General features: G+C 53.7%; 17 protein-coding genes and 1 riboswitch. Of the genes, 8 read left to right on the forward strand and 9 right to left on the reverse strand.

Translation table 11 applies throughout. The annotated features are described in order from the left end of the window. Positions 1-11: 11 nt before the first annotated feature. From ftsL to leuO, 7 genes are all read right to left on the reverse strand, one after another. Complete coding sequence (gene ftsL / locus OTG14_RS13840; RefSeq protein WP_008501989.1) at positions 12-377, reverse strand: cell division protein FtsL; 366 nt, start codon at positions 375-377, stop codon at positions 12-14. Beyond that, positions 374-1,315 carry a 16S rRNA (cytosine(1402)-N(4))-methyltransferase RsmH gene (gene rsmH / locus OTG14_RS13845; protein WP_021240527.1) on the reverse strand — a complete coding sequence of 314 codons (942 nt, stop codon included), beginning with the start codon at positions 1,313-1,315 and terminating at the stop codon, positions 374-376. Before rsmH ends, ftsL begins: the two co-directional genes overlap by 4 nt. Positions 1,316-1,317: 2 nt before the next feature. Next, positions 1,318-1,776, reverse strand: coding sequence for a division/cell wall cluster transcriptional repressor MraZ (gene mraZ, locus OTG14_RS13850; RefSeq protein WP_021240528.1), 459 nt, complete (start codon positions 1,774-1,776; stop codon positions 1,318-1,320). Positions 1,777-2,376: 600 nt separating this feature from the next. Beyond that, a complete protein-coding gene (gene cra, locus OTG14_RS13855) occupies positions 2,377-3,384 on the reverse strand; it encodes a catabolite repressor/activator (protein WP_008501993.1) in 1,008 nt (335 codons plus the stop codon). Between the two features lie 179 nt (positions 3,385-3,563). After that, entirely contained in the window at positions 3,564-4,055 is a 492-nt protein-coding gene (ilvN, locus tag OTG14_RS13860; protein ID WP_008501994.1) for an acetolactate synthase small subunit, read from the reverse strand. A gap of 1 nt (position 4,056) precedes the next feature. Next, positions 4,057-5,781, reverse strand: coding sequence for an acetolactate synthase 3 large subunit (gene ilvI, locus OTG14_RS13865; RefSeq protein WP_267215251.1), 1,725 nt, complete (start codon positions 5,779-5,781; stop codon positions 4,057-4,059). Between the two features lie 380 nt (positions 5,782-6,161). Further along, positions 6,162-7,106, reverse strand: coding sequence for a transcriptional regulator LeuO (leuO, locus tag OTG14_RS13870; RefSeq protein ID WP_267215336.1), 945 nt, complete (start codon positions 7,104-7,106; stop codon positions 6,162-6,164). A gap of 606 nt (positions 7,107-7,712) precedes the next feature. Between leuO and leuL the strand changes: the two genes are divergently transcribed. From leuL to OTG14_RS13900, 7 genes are all read left to right on the forward strand, one after another. Then, positions 7,713-7,799, forward strand: a complete 87-nt coding sequence (leuL, locus tag OTG14_RS23840) for a leu operon leader peptide (RefSeq protein WP_071787438.1) — start codon at positions 7,713-7,715, stop codon at positions 7,797-7,799. Positions 7,800-7,890: 91 nt separating this feature from the next. Continuing rightward, positions 7,891-9,462 carry a 2-isopropylmalate synthase gene (leuA, locus tag OTG14_RS13875; RefSeq protein ID WP_024907451.1) on the forward strand — a complete coding sequence of 524 codons (1,572 nt, stop codon included), beginning with the start codon at positions 7,891-7,893 and terminating at the stop codon, positions 9,460-9,462. Further along, on the forward strand, positions 9,462-10,553 hold the full coding sequence (gene leuB / locus OTG14_RS13880; RefSeq protein WP_063143340.1) for a 3-isopropylmalate dehydrogenase: 1,092 nt from the start codon (positions 9,462-9,464) through the stop codon (positions 10,551-10,553). Before leuA ends, leuB begins: the two co-directional genes overlap by 1 nt. Positions 10,554-10,555: 2 nt before the next feature. Beyond that, positions 10,556-11,956, forward strand: coding sequence for a 3-isopropylmalate dehydratase large subunit (gene leuC, locus OTG14_RS13885; protein WP_032649821.1), 1,401 nt, complete (start codon positions 10,556-10,558; stop codon positions 11,954-11,956). Positions 11,957-11,966: 10 nt separating this feature from the next. Continuing rightward, positions 11,967-12,572, forward strand: coding sequence for a 3-isopropylmalate dehydratase small subunit (gene leuD, locus OTG14_RS13890; protein WP_048989656.1), 606 nt, complete (start codon positions 11,967-11,969; stop codon positions 12,570-12,572). 163 nt (positions 12,573-12,735) lie between these two features. Next, positions 12,736-13,626: a cation diffusion facilitator family transporter gene (locus tag OTG14_RS13895; RefSeq protein WP_267215252.1), complete on the forward strand. Its 891-nt coding sequence runs from the start codon at positions 12,736-12,738 to the stop codon at positions 13,624-13,626. Positions 13,627-13,732: 106 nt separating this feature from the next. Continuing rightward, positions 13,733-14,314, forward strand: a complete 582-nt coding sequence (locus OTG14_RS13900; protein WP_267215253.1) for a cytochrome b/b6 domain-containing protein — start codon at positions 13,733-13,735, stop codon at positions 14,312-14,314. A 48-nt stretch (positions 14,315-14,362) separates the two neighbouring features. On the opposite strand, the gene OTG14_RS13905 is transcribed toward OTG14_RS13900, so the two are convergent. Together OTG14_RS13905 and sgrT are read right to left on the reverse strand one after the other, a co-directional pair. After that, complete coding sequence (locus OTG14_RS13905; RefSeq protein WP_267215254.1) at positions 14,363-15,541, reverse strand: sugar efflux transporter; 1,179 nt, start codon at positions 15,539-15,541, stop codon at positions 14,363-14,365. 120 nt (positions 15,542-15,661) lie between these two features. Then, the gene (sgrT, locus tag OTG14_RS13910; RefSeq protein ID WP_032644049.1) at positions 15,662-15,814 is read right to left on the reverse strand and encodes a glucose uptake inhibitor SgrT; all 153 of its coding nucleotides are present in this window, start codon (positions 15,812-15,814) and stop codon (positions 15,662-15,664) included. An 88-nt stretch (positions 15,815-15,902) separates the two neighbouring features. Here sgrT and sgrR point away from each other — a divergent pair, with 88 nt between their 5' ends. Beyond that, positions 15,903-17,558 (forward strand): HTH-type transcriptional regulator SgrR, encoded by a 1,656-nt coding sequence (sgrR, locus tag OTG14_RS13915; RefSeq protein WP_267215255.1) that lies wholly within the window; start codon positions 15,903-15,905, stop codon positions 17,556-17,558. A gap of 36 nt (positions 17,559-17,594) precedes the next feature. Continuing rightward, a riboswitch (TPP riboswitch) is annotated at positions 17,595-17,695 on the forward strand. Positions 17,696-17,724 lie beyond the last annotated feature (29 nt).

Genomic DNA, 17,724 nt, shown 5'->3' on the forward strand with positions numbered 1-17,724 from the left:
CGCGTTTTCCCTTATTTTTGTACTACGATATTTTCCTGCGAAGGATCAACATGCTGCAGCTGCAGCTTTTCCGTTGCGATCCGTTCAACCCGGCTATGATCGCCGAGCGCGTTTTCTTCAAGGATCAGATTTCGCCATTCAATATCCAGCGCATCGCGTTCCAGTACCATCTGCTCGCGTTGCGCAGTCAATAAACGTGTATGGTGGGCGGTGGTCACCACCGTAACTGCCGTGACAATGATGCAAATGAACAGACAGAGTGGCAGTTTCCCAAACCGCAAAAGATCGTCGCCGATCACGCCAGGCAAGGCATGGCGCTCGTTGCTTCCTAACGAATCCTTAACTTTGCTTAGGGTCTCTGTCACTCTGCCGATCATGCGTTCGTCCTCTCTGCAACACGCAGCACTGAACTACGGGCGCGTGGATTCTCTGCCACTTCTTCTTCGCCCGGCATCAACTTGCCTAATGCTCGCAACTGACGGCCACCCAGCTTCCTGAGTTGTTCTTCCGTCATCGGCAGCCCCGCTGGCACCTGCGGACCGCGGCTTTGTTCACGCATGAAGCGTTTCACAATACGGTCTTCCAGCGAATGGAAGCTGATGATGGATAACCGCCCACCCGGGGCCAGCACGTCGAGCGAGCTTTTTAGCGCCAGCTCTATTTCCTCCAGTTCACTGTTTACCCAGATGCGAACCGCCTGGAAGGTACGAGTCGCGGGATGTTTGTGCTTATCCTTCACCGGTGTCGCCGCCGCGATCACTTCGGCCAACTCTTTAGTGCGGGTCATTGGCTCAATGCGATTGCGCTCGACGATGGCGCGCGCAATACGTTTGCCAAAGCGCTCTTCGCCGAACGTTTTGATGACCCATGCAATATCGGCTTCGTCAGCGGTCTGTAGCCACTCAGCGGCAGACTGACCGCGCGTCGGGTCCATCCGCATGTCCAGCGGACCATCACGCATAAAGGAGAAACCACGTTCAGCATCATCAAGTTGGGGTGAAGAGACGCCAAGATCGAGAAGAATCCCGTCGATCTTGCCCGTCAGGCCGCGTTCAGCGACATAATCCGCGAGCGCAGAGAAAGGTCCATGCACGATGGAAAAGCGTGGGTCATTGATGGTCTGTGCAACGGCAATAGCCTGCGGATCGCGATCGATTGCCAGCAGACGTCCTTCCTCTCCAAGCTGGGAGAGAATCAAACGTGAGTGACCACCGCGACCAAACGTGCCATCAATGTAGATGCCATCCGGACGAATATTCAGGCCGTTTACGGCCTCGTCCAGTAACACCGTTTTATGTTTATAATTTTCCATCATATTTATAGAGACAAGTCCTGCAGCCGTTCCGATAATGTCGCGGAATCAGACTGCTCAGCGTCGATATCTTCCTTGACCTGTTGATACCAGGTCGTTTCATCCCACAGTTCAAACTTGTTGAACTGCCCGACCAGCATCACTTCTTTGGTCAGACCGGCATGTTGCCGCAACACAGGGGCAATCAGTAATCGCCCTGCGTTATCCATCTGACATTCACTGGCATGTCCCAATAACAGCCGCTGTACGCGGCGTTCCTGCGGGTTCATGCTCGACAGTCGCGACAGCTTTTGCTCAATAATTTCCCATTCAGGCAAGGGGTAAAGCAGCAGGCAGGGGGAGTTAATGTCAATGGTGCAAACCATTTGACCCGCAGCGTTCTCAATCAGCTGGTCGCGGTATCGGGTTGGTACCGATAAACGCCCTTTGCTGTCGAGATTGACTAACGTAGCTCCACGGAACATGCCAGTCTCACCCCTCCTCACCACTTTAACCCACAAATTCCCACCTAAAGGAGTTTACGGAGCGAGGGAAAAGCTTGTCAAGCCAGGACTCTCCATATAAGGACTCGGAAGCCCTCTATTTACAGAGATAAACAGTCCTGGTTAATAACTGCACAACTGGCGAGGCAAAATTAACGTTATGAATATTTGTAAGAAAAAAACCGAATATGCACACTAGCGTTAAAGCTCACTCAATATCATCGCAGATAAATATAAAGTGTCAGTTTGCGACGCGGGCAGCATTTTATGACAGATTCTCAGGGGATAACAGCGCCAGATTCACCCAGGCACTCGGTAAGCTCAGCGGTTGCCACGTAAGCTGGCAAAGGAGGAGGAAAAACGTCTGATTATTCATCGACCGAAAAGGGTTTGTAACAAAATAATACAAAGAATGCCGTTTAAAATCGACCGGACGTTCTTAAAAAGACAATTTAAAAGCCAGAATGAATTAAGAAAAATAGGTGATTAGGATCCCTCAAGAATTATCCTAATTTCTCTCCGGGAATTATCTGCACGAATTATCGCAACAAAAGGGGGCAGATTTCGCCGCCCCGGTCATTTTCATTTTTGGCGGCTTAAAATTCCGCGATGGTAGAGATTACGTTTGATACGCGTCAGGCCCGGTTTCGGCTTGCGCGGCTCATCCAGGCTTGCCAGCACAATCTCCAGCACGCGTTCAGCCACATCGCGGTGACGCTGTGCTACCGCCAGCACCGGGCACTGGAGGAAGTCGAGCAGCTCGTTATCCCCGAACGTGGCAATCGCCAGGTCGGAGGGCAGTTTACCTTCCCGGCGTAAGGTCACGTCCATGACGCCCTGCAACAGCGCAAACGACGTGGTGAACAACGCCTGAGGCATCGGATGCGTTTCCAGCCATTTCTCGAACAGCTGCGCGGCGGCTTCACGCTCGTAGCTGTTGGCATAGAGGTAGTGAACCTCGCGCGGATCGTCTTTCCAGGCGGTTCTGAATCCCTGCTCACGCAGGAAGCTCACGGAAAGCTCGGGCAACGCGCCAAGATACAGCACCGTTTCCGCGGGGAACGTTCTCAACTCTGCGGCCAGCATTTCTGCATCATCCTGATCCGCACCCACCACGCTGGTGAAATGCTCGCGATCGAGCGCGCGATCCAGCGCCACAATTGGGAACGGGTCATTCGCCCAGCGCTGGTAGAACGGATGCTCTGGCGGCAAGGAGGTCGACACGATAATGGCATCCACCTGACGCTGGAGCAGATGCTCAATGCAGCGCATCTCGTTATCGGGCTGGTCTTCTGAGCAGGCAATCAGCAACTGATAGCCGCGCTGACGCGCCTGACGTTCAAGATAGTTGGCGATACGGGTATAGCTGGTGTTTTCCAGGTCAGGGATCACCAGACCAATAGAGCGGGTACGCCCGGCACGCAGACCGGCTGCGACAGCATTCGGATGGTAGTTATGCTCACGAACCACCGCCATAACTTTTTCAACGGTCTTGTCGCTAACACGGTACTGCTTTGCTTTACCGTTAATCACATAGCTGGCCGTTGTTCGTGACACGCCGGCTAGCCGGGCGATTTCATCCAGTTTCACAATTGCCCCTTAAAAAAAGAAAAGAGTCCATGGCCCTGTCAAGGTTATGGTTAAATCTTTTAACATCTAAACGCAGAAAAGCCTTCGCGGCAACCGCTTTTATCTGCGTTGTCGGCTGATTACGCAAAAAAAAGCCCGGCTTTGGTGACCGGGCAGAAAGAGGCGAACCTTTTTGACAACTAACGCATGATTTTCTCGCCGCGTGACAGACCGACTACACCCGATCTCGCGACCTCGACAATTTTTGCGACATCCCGCACTGACGCCAGGAAAGCATCCAGCTTGTCGCTTGTCCCAACCAGCTGAACCGTATAAAGAGAAGGGGTGACGTCAATAATCTGTCCGCGGAAAATATCCGCATTGCGTTTAACTTCTTCACGCCCGTAGCCGCTGGCCTGGATTTTCACCAGCATGACCTCTCGTTCAACGTAGGCCCCCTGCCCCAGCTCGCTCACGCGCAGCACATCAACCAGCTTATGCAGCTGTTTCTCAATCTGCTCAAGCACTTTGGCATCGCCGACGGTTTGGATCGTCATGCGCGACAGCGTCGGGTCTTCCGTCGGGGCAACGGTCAGGCTTTCAATGTTATAGCCGCGCTGCGCAAAAAGACCAATGACGCGCGACAGTGCGCCAGACTCGTTTTCCAGTAAAACAGATAATATCCGGCGCATATCAGGTTCTCTCCGTTTTGCTTAACCACATTTCATCCATACCACCACCACGAATATGCATCGGATAAACGTGTTCGGTCCCATCAACAATCACATCCATAAAGACGAGGCGGTTGTTTTTAACGTGCTCAAGCGCTTGCGCGAGCTTCGCTTCCAGCTCAGCCGGATCGGTTACCCGCATGCCTACATGGCCGTAAGCTTCAGCAAGACGAACAAAGTCCGGCAGCGATTTCATGTATGACTGAGAATGACGGCCAGAGTAGATCATATCCTGCCACTGCTTCACCATACCGAGATACCCGTTATTCAGGTTCAGCACCAGTACCGGCAGTTCATATTGCAGCGCGGTAGACAGCTCCTGAATGTTCATCTGAATACTGCCATCACCGGTCACGCAGACGACGGTTTCATTCGGCAACGCCAGCTTCACGCCCAGCGCGGCAGGCAGACCAAAGCCCATGGTTCCTAAACCACCGGAGTTGATCCAGTGTCGCGGTTTATCAAACGGGTAATACAGGGCGGCAAACATCTGGTGCTGCCCTACGTCTGAGGTTACGTACGCTTCACCTTTCGTCAGTCGCCACACCGCTTCGATGACCGCCTGCGGCTTATTGCTTTCGCTTTGCGTGTCATATTTCAGGCACTGACGCGCGCGCCACTGTTCAATCTGCTGCCACCAGTCGCGGATCTCATCCAGCGGCTGGGTTGCACTCTCCTGGGTCAGCAGGTCCAGCATTTGCTCCAGAACCTGACGAGCATCACCGACGATCGGCACATCAGCCGCCACTGTTTTTGAAATTGACGTAGGATCGATATCAATGTGCAGCACGGTGGCGTTCGGGCAATACTTTGCCAGGTTGTTGGTGGTGCGATCGTCAAAGCGCACGCCGACGGCAAAGATGACATCGGAATGATGCATCGTCATGTTGGCTTCATAGGTACCGTGCATACCCAGCATCCCCAGCGCCTGACGATGGGTGGCAGGGAATGCCCCCAGCCCCATCAATGACGATGCAACTGGCAGGTTAAGTTTTTCAATCAGTTCACGGAGCTGGACTTCGCAGGCAGAGTTGATCGCCCCGCCACCGACATAGACCACCGGTTTTTTGGCTGCCAGCAGCGTTTGCAATGCCCGCTTGATCTGACCTTTATGCCCCTGCGTTGTTGGGTTATAAGAGCGCATGCTGACCGATTCCGGCCAGACATAAGGCAGCTTGTTTGCCGGGTTCAGGATATCTTTAGGCAGATCGACCACCACCGGTCCCGGGCGTCCGCTTGCTGCCAGCCAGAAGGCTTTTTTCAGTACGCCGGGAATGTCTTCTGTTTGCTTGACCAGGAAGCTGTGCTTCACAACGGGACGCGAAATCCCGACCATGTCGCACTCCTGAAAAGCATCGTAGCCAATCAGTGAGGTTGCCACCTGCCCGGAGAGGATCACCAGCGGGATAGAGTCCATATAGGCCGTCGCAATGCCGGTAATGGCGTTTGTCGCGCCGGGGCCGGACGTGACTAACACCACGCCCACTTCACCCGTCGCACGCGCCAGGCCGTCAGCCATGTGCACCGCCGCCTGCTCGTGACGTACCAGAACATGGTCAATGCCCCCTACCGTATGCAGCGCATCATAAATATCGAGGACCGCACCGCCAGGGTAGCCGAACACTTGCTTTACGCCCTGATCGATCAGCGACCGAACGACCATTTCCGCGCCAGACAACATCTCCATGCTTTGCCTCCAGGCATTTTGTTATAGACGGACTGCCGAATTCATTTCCGCACCGTCTTACGATTGGGATAAACCAATCTTATATTTTGCAGAGTGTTCTTTACCTTAACCGCTCGTTATGAGGCAGGCAATTAGCAAACCCGGGTAGATAAACGGCGCGTAAAGCAGAAAAAGCAGGCGTTAACAGGAGATATGGTTAATTCCTCTGGGAATAGAGGATGGGGTGATAAATCATCGCTGAAAAGCGCGACAATGCAGGAAATCATCTATTTTTGCGTGCCGGAGAGCAGCCCGAAAAAAAGCACCACAGAATAAAATAGCAATTATCTAAAAGAACTCAGGATAAATCACATAAACCGATGCGATTTATCCTGATGCGCTTACCGGCGACAGATGCCAACCAGCAACTCTTCCATCCACTGATGCCCTTTATCCCGACCCGCCGCTTCATGCCAGGAAAGATAACAGGTACGGCTATTTAGCTTGAGCGGCAGAGGTAAAATTTGCAGGTTTAACGGGTCAGAAAACTCTTCTGCCAGCCAGCGCGGCGCAATCGCCACCAGTTGCGTCTGGGAGACCACGTTTAATACGCTAACCATGGCCATGCCCTGATAGGCCACGCTCGACTGTTTATCCGCAGTGTCATACCACGGCAGGCTAAAGGAAGCATATCTGTCGAGTGCAACAACGGCGTGCTGCTCGTTATAAACATCGCTTTCTAGCAGCGGAGAATTCAGGCGCGGATGTTTTTTACTGGCGACCAGAACCATTTCATCTTTAAACAGCGGCACACAGGAAAATTCTGGACGACGGAACTCTTCATACCCCAGAACGAATTCGATCTCCTGATAGCGTAACTGATGTTCCGTGTTTTGATTCAGGGATGATTTAAAAACCAGATTGATATTTGGTGCGATCTCTTCAACTTTATTATAAATAATCGACGTTAAATAATTATCTAATGGGCTACAGACGCAAAGATGGAATACGCGCTCGCTGCTTAAGGGTTCAAAGCCCGAGCCCGGCAGCTCGTTTTGTACCAACTGCAACGCCTGGCGGATGGAGCCGAACAGCTGGAATGCGCGCGCCGTAGGCTGGATCCCTCTTCCGTAACGAACAAACAATTCGTCGTTAAACATGACCTTAAGCCTGGCAACGGCATTACTCACAGCAGGTTGTGACATCCCCAAGGCCTGGGCCGCGCGGGTAATATTCTGTTCCTGCATGACAGCATCAAACACCGTCAGAAGATTAAGATCCACCGTGCGTAACTGCGGTTTAATCCCATCAGTAGCTTGAGGTTTTTTAATATTATTTTCTGACACTTCTGACTCCACTGTCACGCTACACTCCCTTTGCTCACGTACGGTAATCATCTCGAAAATATGATTTACCATGCAAATACGATCAGCAAAAGAGAATTATTTAAAATTCGGAATATATAAAGACTCTATAATAACGAAAATTAATGAGCGCAAATGATATGTTTGACTTTAGGATTTGAATGAAACCATAAACCAAACAAATATACAATTGCCATCAGGTTAATGATGACTTAAGTATTATTAAACTGTTATTGCTATCGCCCTACAGTTAGTTAACAACCTGTTATATCTGTTCGCTTTTCAGCATTATGGAACAGATTCACTGCATTTATAACTTAATGATATTAAAACCTTTTAATCACAACGCATTCTCTTCAGGACATTTCACTCATTTTTAAACAATTATATTTATTTGTTTCTGCAACTCTTTTCTTAAGTCCAAAATTAGACAATTAGTCGGGTCGCGAAAGCTAAAACCAGCACAATTAGCTAAAGTGAATACCCTGCTGATTCCGTCTGTCGGGCCCGTTTTCATCGTCAGGGGTTGACATGAACGGCCGTATCCAGTACCACTAAAAGCATATTGAATTTAACGGAGCACGATTCATGATTCGCACCATTCGTTTCACCGGTCTACTACTACTAAACGCATTCACTGTGCGCGGTAGACTGGCGGGCGAAATTCAGCGTTGAATCGTCACCAGTAAGACTAAAAACCCGCGCCACTGCGCGGGTTTTTTTATGCTCGTAGCAAGGCGCCCTAAGACTGACAAGGACCTAACCCATGAGCCAGCAAGTCATTATTTTCGATACTACTTTACGTGACGGTGAACAGGCATTGCAGGCAAGCCTGAGTGTAAAAGAGAAACTGCAGATCGCGCTGGCTCTCGAACGTATGGGTGTCGACGTGATGGAGGTCGGTTTCCCGGTCTCGTCTCCGGGTGATTTCGAATCCGTCCAGACTATCGCCCGCACCATTAAAAACAGCCGCGTTTGCGCCCTGGCGCGCTGCGTAGAGAAAGACATCGACGTTGCTGCCGAGTCATTGAAAGTGGCCGAAGCGTTCCGTATCCACACCTTTATTGCAACCTCACCTATGCACATCGCCACCAAGCTGCGCAGCACGCTGGATGAAGTGATTGAGCGCGCGGTGTATATGGTGAAACGCGCACGCAACTACACCGATGACGTTGAATTCTCCTGTGAAGATGCGGGCCGTACGCCAATCGAAGACCTGGCGCGCGTCGTGGAAGCCGCCATCAACGCGGGTGCGAAAACCATCAACATCCCTGACACCGTCGGCTACACCATGCCGTTTGAGTTCTCCAACATCATTACCGGACTGTACGACCGCGTACCCAATATTGATAAGGCAATTATCTCCGTCCACACCCACGATGATTTGGGTCTGGCCGTGGGTAATGCCATCGCCGCCGTCCACGCCGGTGCGCGTCAGGTAGAAGGTGCGATGAACGGTATCGGCGAACGCGCGGGCAACTGTTCGCTGGAAGAAGTGATCATGGCGATCAAAGTGCGCAAAGACATCATGGACGTGCATACCCGCATCAATCACAACGAAATCTGGCGCACCAGCCAGACCGTCAGCCAGATTTGCAACATGCCCATTCCGGCTAACAAAGCGATTGTCGGCACTGGCGCCTTCGCGCACTCCTCCGGTATTCACCAGGATGGCGTCCTGAAGAACCGCGAAAACTACGAAATCATGACCCCGGAATCCATCGGCCTGAACCAGGTGCAGCTGAACCTGACCTCCCGTTCCGGTCGCGCGGCGGTTAAACACCGTATGGAAGAGATGGGCTATAAGGACAGCGATTACAACATGGATCAGCTGTACGACGCGTTCCTGAAGCTGGCCGACAAAAAAGGTCAGGTGTTCGACTACGACCTGGAAGCGCTGGCCTTTATTAACAAGCAGCAGGAAGAGCCAGAGCACTTCCGTCTGGATTACTTCAACGTGCAGTCCGGCTCCAGCAACATCGCCACCGCCTCGGTCAAGCTGGCCTGCGGTGATGAAATTAAAGCAGAGGCCGCGAACGGTAACGGCCCTGTCGATGCCATCTACCAGGCGATTAACCGCGTCACCGAGTACGACGTGGAGCTGGTGAAGTATGACCTGACGGCCAAGGGCCACGGCAAAGATGCACTGGGTCAGGTCGACATTGTTGTTACCCACAATGGCCGCCGCTTCCATGGCGTGGGCCTGGCGACCGATATCGTTGAATCCTCCGCGAAAGCGATGGTGCATGTTCTGAACAACATCTGGCGCGCCGCCGAAGTCGAAAAAGAGTTGCAACGCAAAGCTCAGAATAAAGAGAACAACAAGGAAACCGTGTAATGTCGAAGAATTACCATATTGCTGTGTTACCGGGCGACGGTATTGGTCCGGAAGTGATGGCACAGGCGCTGAAAGTACTGGAAGCCGTTCGCGTGCGTTTTGCGATGAAAATCACCACCAGCCACTACGACGTGGGCGGTATTGCGATTGATAACCACGGGACGCCACTGCCGAAAGCGACCGTGGAAGGCTGCGAAAATGCCGATGCCGTGCTGTTTGGTTCCGTCGGTGGCCCAAAATGGGAACACCTGCCGCCAGCAGAGCAGCCAGAGCGCGGCGCGCTGCTGCCGCTGCGTAAACATTTCAAGCTGTTCAGCAACCTGCGTCCGGCGAAGCTGTATCAGGGTCTGGAAGAGTTCTGCCCGCTGCGCGCGGATATCGCCGCCAACGGTTTCGACATTCTCTGCGTGCGTGAACTGACCGGCGGGATCTACTTTGGTCAACCAAAAGGGCGCGAAGGCAGCGGACAACACGAGAAAGCGTTCGACACCGAGGTGTATCACCGTTTCGAAATCGAACGTATCGCTCACATCGCGTTCGAGTCGGCGCGCAAACGCCGCCATAAGGTGACCTCCATTGATAAAGCGAACGTGCTGCAGTCCTCCATTTTGTGGCGCGAGATTGTGAGTGAAGTCGCTAAGCAGTACCCGGACGTTGCGCTGTCGCACATGTACATCGACAACGCGACCATGCAGCTGATTAAGGATCCGTCCCAGTTTGACGTGCTGCTGTGCTCCAACCTGTTCGGCGATATTCTCTCTGACGAGTGCGCGATGATCACCGGCTCCATGGGAATGCTGCCATCTGCAAGCCTGAATGAAGAAGGCTTTGGCCTGTATGAGCCTGCGGGCGGCTCCGCGCCGGATATCGCAGGCAAGAACATTGCCAACCCGATCGCCCAGATCCTCTCTCTGGCCCTGCTGCTGCGCTACAGCCTGGATGCAGGCGATGCGGCAACCGCAATTGAGAACGCCATTAACCGGGCGTTAGAAGAAGGCGTCCGTACCGGCGATTTAGCACGCGGCACGGCGGCAGTCAGTACCGATGAAATGGGCGACATCATTGCCCGCTATGTCGCTGAAGGGGTGTAATCATGGCTAAGACGTTATATGAAAAGTTGTTCGATGCGCACGTTGTTTACGAGGCACCAAACGAAACCCCGCTGCTGTACATTGACCGTCATCTGGTACACGAAGTGACCTCACCTCAGGCATTTGACGGCCTGCGCGCGCACAAGCGTCCGGTACGTCAGCCGGGTAAAACCTTCGCGACGATGGATCACAACGTTTCCACCCAGACCAAAGACATTAACGCCTCGGGTGAGATGGCCCGTATCCAGATGCAGGAGCTGATTAAGAACTGCAATGAATTTGGCGTTGAGCTGTACGACCTGAACCATCCGTATCAGGGCATCGTCCACGTGATGGGGCCTGAGCAAGGGATCACCCTGCCGGGCATGACCATCGTCTGCGGTGACTCCCATACCGCGACCCACGGCGCGTTTGGCGCTCTGGCATTCGGGATTGGCACGTCCGAAGTGGAACATGTGCTGGCAACGCAGACCCTGAAGCAGGGCCGCGCCAAAACCATGAAGATTGAGGTGAAGGGTAAAGCGGCACCTGGCATTACCGCGAAAGACATCGTGCTGGCCATCATCGGTAAAACCGGCAGCGCAGGCGGTACCGGCCACGTCGTTGAGTTCTGCGGCGACGCTATTCAGGCACTGAGTATGGAAGGTCGCATGACCCTGTGCAACATGGCCATTGAGATGGGCGCAAAAGCCGGGCTGGTCGCGCCGGACGAAACCACCTTCAACTATGTGAAGGGTCGTCTGCACGCGCCGAAAGGTCAGGATTTTGACGACGCGGTAGCCTACTGGAAAACCCTGACAACCGACGATGGGGCAACGTTTGATACCGTTGTCACGCTGCAGGCAGAAGAGATTGCGCCTCAGGTGACCTGGGGCACCAACCCGGGTCAGGTGATTTCCGTCAACGACAGCATCCCTGACCCGGCCTCCTTCGCCGATCCGGTCGAGCGCGCCAGTGCGGAAAAAGCGCTGGCCTATATGGGGCTGAAGCCCGGCGTGCCGTTGACCGATGTCGCCATTGATAAAGTGTTTATCGGCTCCTGCACCAACTCCCGTATCGAAGATTTGCGTGCCGCCGCCGAAATTGCCAAAGGTCGTAAAGTGGCACCAGGCGTGCAGGCGCTGGTGGTTCCTGGCTCCGGTCCGGTGAAGGCCCAGGCGGAAGCCGAAGGTCTGGATAAGATCTTTATCGAAGCGGGCTTCGAGTGGCGTCTGCCTGGCTGCTCCATGTGTCTGGCGATGAACAATGACCGCCTGAATCCGGGTGAGCGCTGCGCCTCCACCAGTAACCGTAACTTTGAAGGTCGTCAGGGCCGCGGCGGTCGCACCCATCTGGTCAGCCCGGCAATGGCCGCCGCTGCGGCAGTCACCGGCCATTTCGCCGATATTCGCAGCCTGAAATAAGGAGACAATCATGGCAGAGAAATTTACCCAACATACGGGCCGGGTTGTCCCGCTGGACGCCGCTAACGTCGATACTGACGCTATTATTCCAAAACAATTTCTGCAGAAGGTGACGCGTACCGGTTTCGGCGCGCACCTGTTTAACGACTGGCGTTTCCTCGACGATAAGGGCGAAGTGCCTAATCCGGAATTCGTGTTGAACTTCCCGGAATACAAAGGCGCCTCCATTTTGCTGGCGCGGGAAAACTTTGGCTGCGGCTCATCCCGTGAACACGCGCCGTGGGCGCTCACCGACTACGGCTTTAAGGTGGTCATTGCCCCAAGCTTCGCGGATATCTTCTACGGCAACAGCTTCAACAACCAGCTTCTGCCGGTGACGCTGAGCGATGAACAGGTCGACGAATTGTTCGCGCTGGTTAAGGCGAATCCGGGCATTTCGTTTGAAGTGGATCTGGAAGCCGAAGTGGTGAAAGCCGGGGATAAGACCTACAGCTTCAGCATTGATGCCTTCCGCCGTCACTGCATGCTGAACGGTCTGGATAGCATTGGTTTAACTCTCCAGCACGAAGCGGCGATTGCCACGTACGAACAAAAACAACCCGCATTTATGAAATAATCCTCCGGCCTGCAGTGTACTCTGCAGGCCGTGTTTTATCCCAATGCCAATCTTCCATCTGTAAATACTTCGCAAACCCAGCCAATAATAACGTTATATTTAATGTCAATTTAATGTTCCCTGAGCAGAATAATCGCTCAATCAGCTGGTAGCGGAACTTATCATGGAAAAGAAAAATAGCAATGAGTCTCATCTCCGTTCTCATGAAATACAAAAATGCACAATAGTGAGCGTGATAACAAATAGTTTACTCACCGGCTTTCAGATAGTTGCAGGAATATTCTCCGGATCACAGGGATTAATTTCTGATGGGATTCATTCTCTTTCCGATTTATCCTCTGACTTTGTCGTTCTGATTGCAAATAAAAAGAGTCAGAAAGCCTCTGATATCGATCATCATTACGGTCATCTGCGTTTCGAAAACGGTGCAAAGCTCATTATTGGCGCTATTCTGCTGCTTGTGGGAGTCGGAATGCTCTGGTCCGCAGGGAATAAACTGCTTCACCCCGAGACGCATCAGCTAGTGAAAGGGGCCGCTCTGTGGGTGGCGATACTGGCGCTGGTGGTGAAGGAAAGCCTTTTCAGATACATGTATGCCACGGGAAAACGTATTCAGTCCTCTCTGCTGATAGCCAATGCCTGGCATGCCCGCTCTGACGCAGCCTCGTCAGTGGTTGTCGCCATCGGTATTGCCGGGAATTTAGTGGGTTTTCACGCGATGGACCTGATTGCGGCCCTGATTGTTGGGATATTTATCGCCCATATGGGTTACAAATTCTCTGCCGATGCCCTGCACGACCTGATGGACCGTTCGCTTGAACCCGAGCTGGAGCACGATATCAAAATGTGTCTTCTCTCAACCGAGGGTGTTACCGGACTCCATGATTTAAAAACCCGTAAAATGGGCGATTTAGCCCTTGTCGATGTCCATCTGGAAGTTAACGGCGAATTAAGCGTAAAAGAAGGGCATCAGATTGCCGTCAATGCCAGAAACAACGTGATGCAAAAATTCAATGTGCTGAACGTGATGACGCATATTGATCCTGCTCGCTAATCGGAACGCATAAATACAGTGTGACGCAACCCACCGTTAAGGTTTCGTTAATTAATCTGCGTCACACTGCATCGCATCAGCTCTCTCATTATTGAGGTAAAAAGCGATGAACCCAACGCTACGCAATACGCTTCCCCATAAAGAAACACCCTTTTTTCGCGTACTGCACATTCTTGTGGCCGTTCTGGTGCTGGTCCAGATCATCAATTCTAATTTCACCGAAAGTGAAGCCCTCCACGACTCCGGGCTGAACGGAATTGTCACCTGGATGCATATTATTTCCGGGTTTGGTTTAATTTTTTGTGGCATTGCCATGATGGCATGGATGTTAACCCAGCGCGGATTTAAATATTACTTCGCCTGGCTGGCGCTGGATTTTCGCGGAATCGTTGACGATATTCGCACCCTCACGCAGCGCCAGCTTCCTGACGCGCATGCCGGCGGTATGGCGGCAACGGTGCAAGGTTTGGGCGTGCTGGCGCTGCTGGGCGTTGCACTCTGCGGCGCGGCCTGGTTCGTGCTGAACGCCACGCTCGGACCCGTTTCGTCCGTCACAGAATCCGCCTTAAATTTGCATAAATTTCTGACGGTCTTTGTTGAGACATATTTCTGGGCACACGGTTTCATGGGCCTCGTTCATATGTACCTGACGCTACGCGCGCAGCGTAAGTATCAGTGTTCAGAATAATACGGTTCGCAGAGCCCGGCGTTCCCGGGCTCCGTTTCATTCATCCGATCACACGTCTTTTACGCGGCAGGTCAGCAGAAGCGTCACGACAGAGAGCGCCGCAATCATCCAGTAGACAGACGCATGCCCATAGCTTTGCGCCAGCGCCCCCTGAATCACGCCTGCCAGAATCACCCCGGTTGAAATACTGTTGGTAAAAAGCGTGGTCGCCGAGCCGGCACGACCGGGCATGAGATCCTGAAACCAGAGCATGCCGATCCCGGCAACAATCCCGATAAACACGGCGTTAAACAGCTGCAGCGCCAGCAACGCTTCACGCGAATGGAAAAGGATCAGCCCCGCGTAGAACACCACTCCGGCCGCCACGGCAACGATCATCATCCGACGCTTTCCAAAGCGCTTAACGTAGTAACCCGCCAGAATCATCGCCGGAATCTCCAGCCCGGCAGCGGTTCCCATTAAGATCCCCGCGAGTTTGTCCGGTAAACCCAGATCGCTGCTGATCCACAGCGGCATATCGATAATGTACATCGTGTTGCAGGTCCACATCAGCGTGGAGGCAATAAACAGCATGCGAACGTTTTTATCCTGCCAGCCGCTCACCTCGGTGACAGGTTTATCCGTTGCCTGTTCAACGCGCGCCACGGACGGCAGCGCGAAGGCAATCAATGCCAGGCTGATGACAAAAATCCCGGCGGCGATGGAGAACATGGTGGTAAAGCCGTAGTTCAACGCCAGCATGAAGGCCAGCGGCGGGCCAATGACCCACGCCAGCGAGAGCTGGGCACGCATCACCGAGCTGAACATCACCACTTCCCGCGCCGAGTTATCCGCATATTCACGGGCCAGCGCGAACAGCTGCGGCATGGCGGTGTTCGCCAGTGACGCCAGCAGCACGCCGAAGGTAATGAGCGTCAGATAATGACGGTTAAAGGCGAAGAGCAGCGCATTGCCCACCGCCATGGTGCAGCAAAAGAGGATCAGCCTGCGGCGATCGCCCTGGCTGTCCGATCGTTTCGCCAGCGCGAGGCTGACCAGGATCCCGGCAATGGCGTTAACGGTATAAAACAGGCCGACCCAAAACGGCTGTGCCCCCACCTCGCGGCTGAGAAACAGGCTCAGCGTCGGCGCCTGCAACGCCCCCGCCACGCCCATCATAAAGGCCACCAGCATAAAAGCGGCATACACGCCGTTCAGGCGTCGCCCCATCGTCATCAACCACAGCATGCGCAAGTCCTTGTGAAAGCGAATCAAAATCGGGTGAAAGAATAAACGAAAAAAGCCAGCAAAAACATTTTGCTGGCGGGTGATAAGCACCAATACTCAGTCACACATGATCGAGGCGAGTTAGCGGGAAGAGGTCGGTGTTGTAACGTCCCACTGCATCAATTCTTCTAACGTTTTCAGCCGTTGCTCTGCACACTGGCGGGCCAGCCAGGACGATCCTTTTGTCGCTGAAAAGTACTGCTGATAAAACTGACGTGCGGTAGACCTCTTCATAATTTACCTCCTCACTTCATCGAGGAGAATTATTGGCCTAATATAGGGATAAATAAATTGCTGGTTTTTTGTCAGGAGTTCCCCTTTTATGCCTTCCGGTCGTCTGCAACAACAGTTTATCCGCCTCTGGCAGTGCTGCGAGGGGCAATCGCAGGAGACCACGCTCAACGAGCTGGCTGACCTGCTTAGCTGTTCCCGCCGTCATATGCGTACGCTGCTCAACACCATGCAGCAGCAGGGTTGGTTAAGTTGGGAAGCTGAGGCGGGACGCGGCAAACGTTCGCGGTTGACCTTTCTCTATACCGGGCTGGCGTTGCAGCAGCAGCGCGCGGAAGACCTGCTCGAGCAGGACCGCATCGATCAGCTGGTTCAGCTGGTGGGCGACAAAGCCGCCGTGCGCCAGATGCTGGTTTCCCATCTCGGACGCAGTTTTCGTCAGGGACGACACATCCTGCGGGTGCTCTACTATCGCCCAATGAAAAATCTGCTGCCCGGCACGGCCTTACGTCGCTCAGAAACCCATATGGCCCGGCAAATTTTCAGCGGTCTGACGCGGATAAATGAGGAAAACGGGGAACTGGAAGCGGATATCGCGCACCACTGGCAGCAACTTTCTCCGCTTCACTGGCGCTTCTTTTTACGCCCCGGCATTCACTTTCACCATGGTCGCGAGCTGGAGATGCACGACGTCATCGCCTCTCTGGAACGCGTCCGAAGGCTGCCGCTCTACTCGCATATTTCGCGTATCCACTCCCCCACGGCCTGGACGCTGGACATCGAGCTGTCGCAGCAGGATAAGTGGCTTCCCTGGCTGCTGGGCTACGTGCCGTCGATGATTTTGCCCGGCGAGTGGGAATCGATGAACAATTTTGCCAGCCTGCCGATTGGCACCGGGCCCTACTCCGTGTCCCGCAATAACAGCAACCAGCTGAAAATCCGCGCGTTCGATGACTACTTTGGCTATCGGGCGCTGATCGACGAAGTCAACGTGTGGGTATTGCCGGATCTCAATGAAGACCTGAGCTGCGGGCTGACGCTTGAAGGCCCCACCACGGGAGAAAAAGCCGTGGAGAGTCGCCTGGAGGAGGGATGCTACTATCTCCTCTTTGATCGCCGCACCCACCGCGGGGCAAACCAGGCCGTCCGCAAGTGGATCAGCCACGTGTTGTCCCCTGCCAATCTGATCTACCATGCGGAAGCGCAGTACCAGACATACTGGTTCCCGGCGTACGGCCTGCTTCCGCGCTGGCACCACGCCCGCCCGTCGCACTGCGACAAGCCCGCAGGGCTGGAGTCCATCACCCTGACCTACTACCGCGAGCACGTGGAGCATCGTTTTATCGCCAGAATCATGACCCGACTGCTGGCGGCCGAAGGAGTAACGCTGGAGGTCAGGGAAGTTGACTATGACGAATGGCACCAGGGGGATATCACCAGTGATATCTGGCTTAACAGCGCCAACTTCACCCTGCCGCTCGATTTCTCGCTCTTCTCGCACCTGTATGAAGTCCCGCTGATCCAGCACTGCATCGAACGGGACTGGCAGCAGGACGCCGCCCTGTGGCGCGCGGGCGAGATGAATTTAGCCGCGTGGTGCCAGGCGTTACTTGCCGAACAGGCGATCGTGCCGTTGATCCACCACTGGCTGATGATCCAGGGCCAGCGCAGCATGCGCGGCCTGCGGATGAATACCCTGGGCTGGTTTGATTTTAAATCCGCCTGGTTTGCGCCCCCGGAGCCATAACGCTTTCGTAATATTCACCAAATCATTACAATAGCGCCGTTCTCAACGGGGTGCTGCATCACAGATGTGCGCTGAGATAATACCCGTCGAACCTGATCCGGATAACGCCGGCGAAGGGATTTGAGGCTGTCGCTCAAAATCCTTTGCCACTCAACTTTGAGGTGCA

Origin of the sequence: Enterobacter pseudoroggenkampii (genome assembly GCF_026420145.1) — a bacterium.
GTDB lineage: Bacteria > Pseudomonadota > Gammaproteobacteria > Enterobacterales > Enterobacteriaceae > Enterobacter > Enterobacter pseudoroggenkampii.

Bases quoted from the DNA above. Each gene is read 5' to 3' on its own strand.
- ftsL (WP_008501989.1), bottom strand. From the start codon at position 377: ATGATCGGCAGAGTGACAGAGACCCTAAGCAAAGTTAAGGATTCGTTA.
- rsmH (WP_021240527.1), bottom strand. From the start codon at position 1,315: ATGATGGAAAATTATAAACATAAAACGGTGTTACTGGACGAGGCCGTA.
- mraZ (WP_021240528.1), bottom strand. From the start codon at position 1,776: ATGTTCCGTGGAGCTACGTTAGTCAATCTCGACAGCAAAGGGCGTTTA.
- ilvN (WP_008501994.1), bottom strand. From the start codon at position 4,055: ATGCGCCGGATATTATCTGTTTTACTGGAAAACGAGTCTGGCGCACTG.
- ilvI (WP_267215251.1), bottom strand. From the start codon at position 5,781: ATGGAGATGTTGTCTGGCGCGGAAATGGTCGTTCGGTCGCTGATCGAT.
- leuL (WP_071787438.1), top strand. From the start codon at position 7,713: ATGATTCGCACCATTCGTTTCACCGGTCTACTACTACTAAACGCATTC.
- leuA (WP_024907451.1), top strand. From the start codon at position 7,891: ATGAGCCAGCAAGTCATTATTTTCGATACTACTTTACGTGACGGTGAA.
- leuB (WP_063143340.1), top strand. From the start codon at position 9,462: ATGTCGAAGAATTACCATATTGCTGTGTTACCGGGCGACGGTATTGGT.
- leuC (WP_032649821.1), top strand. From the start codon at position 10,556: ATGGCTAAGACGTTATATGAAAAGTTGTTCGATGCGCACGTTGTTTAC.
- leuD (WP_048989656.1), top strand. From the start codon at position 11,967: ATGGCAGAGAAATTTACCCAACATACGGGCCGGGTTGTCCCGCTGGAC.
- OTG14_RS13895 (WP_267215252.1), top strand. From the start codon at position 12,736: ATGGAAAAGAAAAATAGCAATGAGTCTCATCTCCGTTCTCATGAAATA.
- OTG14_RS13900 (WP_267215253.1), top strand. From the start codon at position 13,733: ATGAACCCAACGCTACGCAATACGCTTCCCCATAAAGAAACACCCTTT.
- OTG14_RS13905 (WP_267215254.1), bottom strand. From the start codon at position 15,541: ATGCTGTGGTTGATGACGATGGGGCGACGCCTGAACGGCGTGTATGCC.
- sgrT (WP_032644049.1), bottom strand. From the start codon at position 15,814: ATGAAGAGGTCTACCGCACGTCAGTTTTATCAGCAGTACTTTTCAGCG.
- sgrR (WP_267215255.1), top strand. From the start codon at position 15,903: ATGCCTTCCGGTCGTCTGCAACAACAGTTTATCCGCCTCTGGCAGTGC.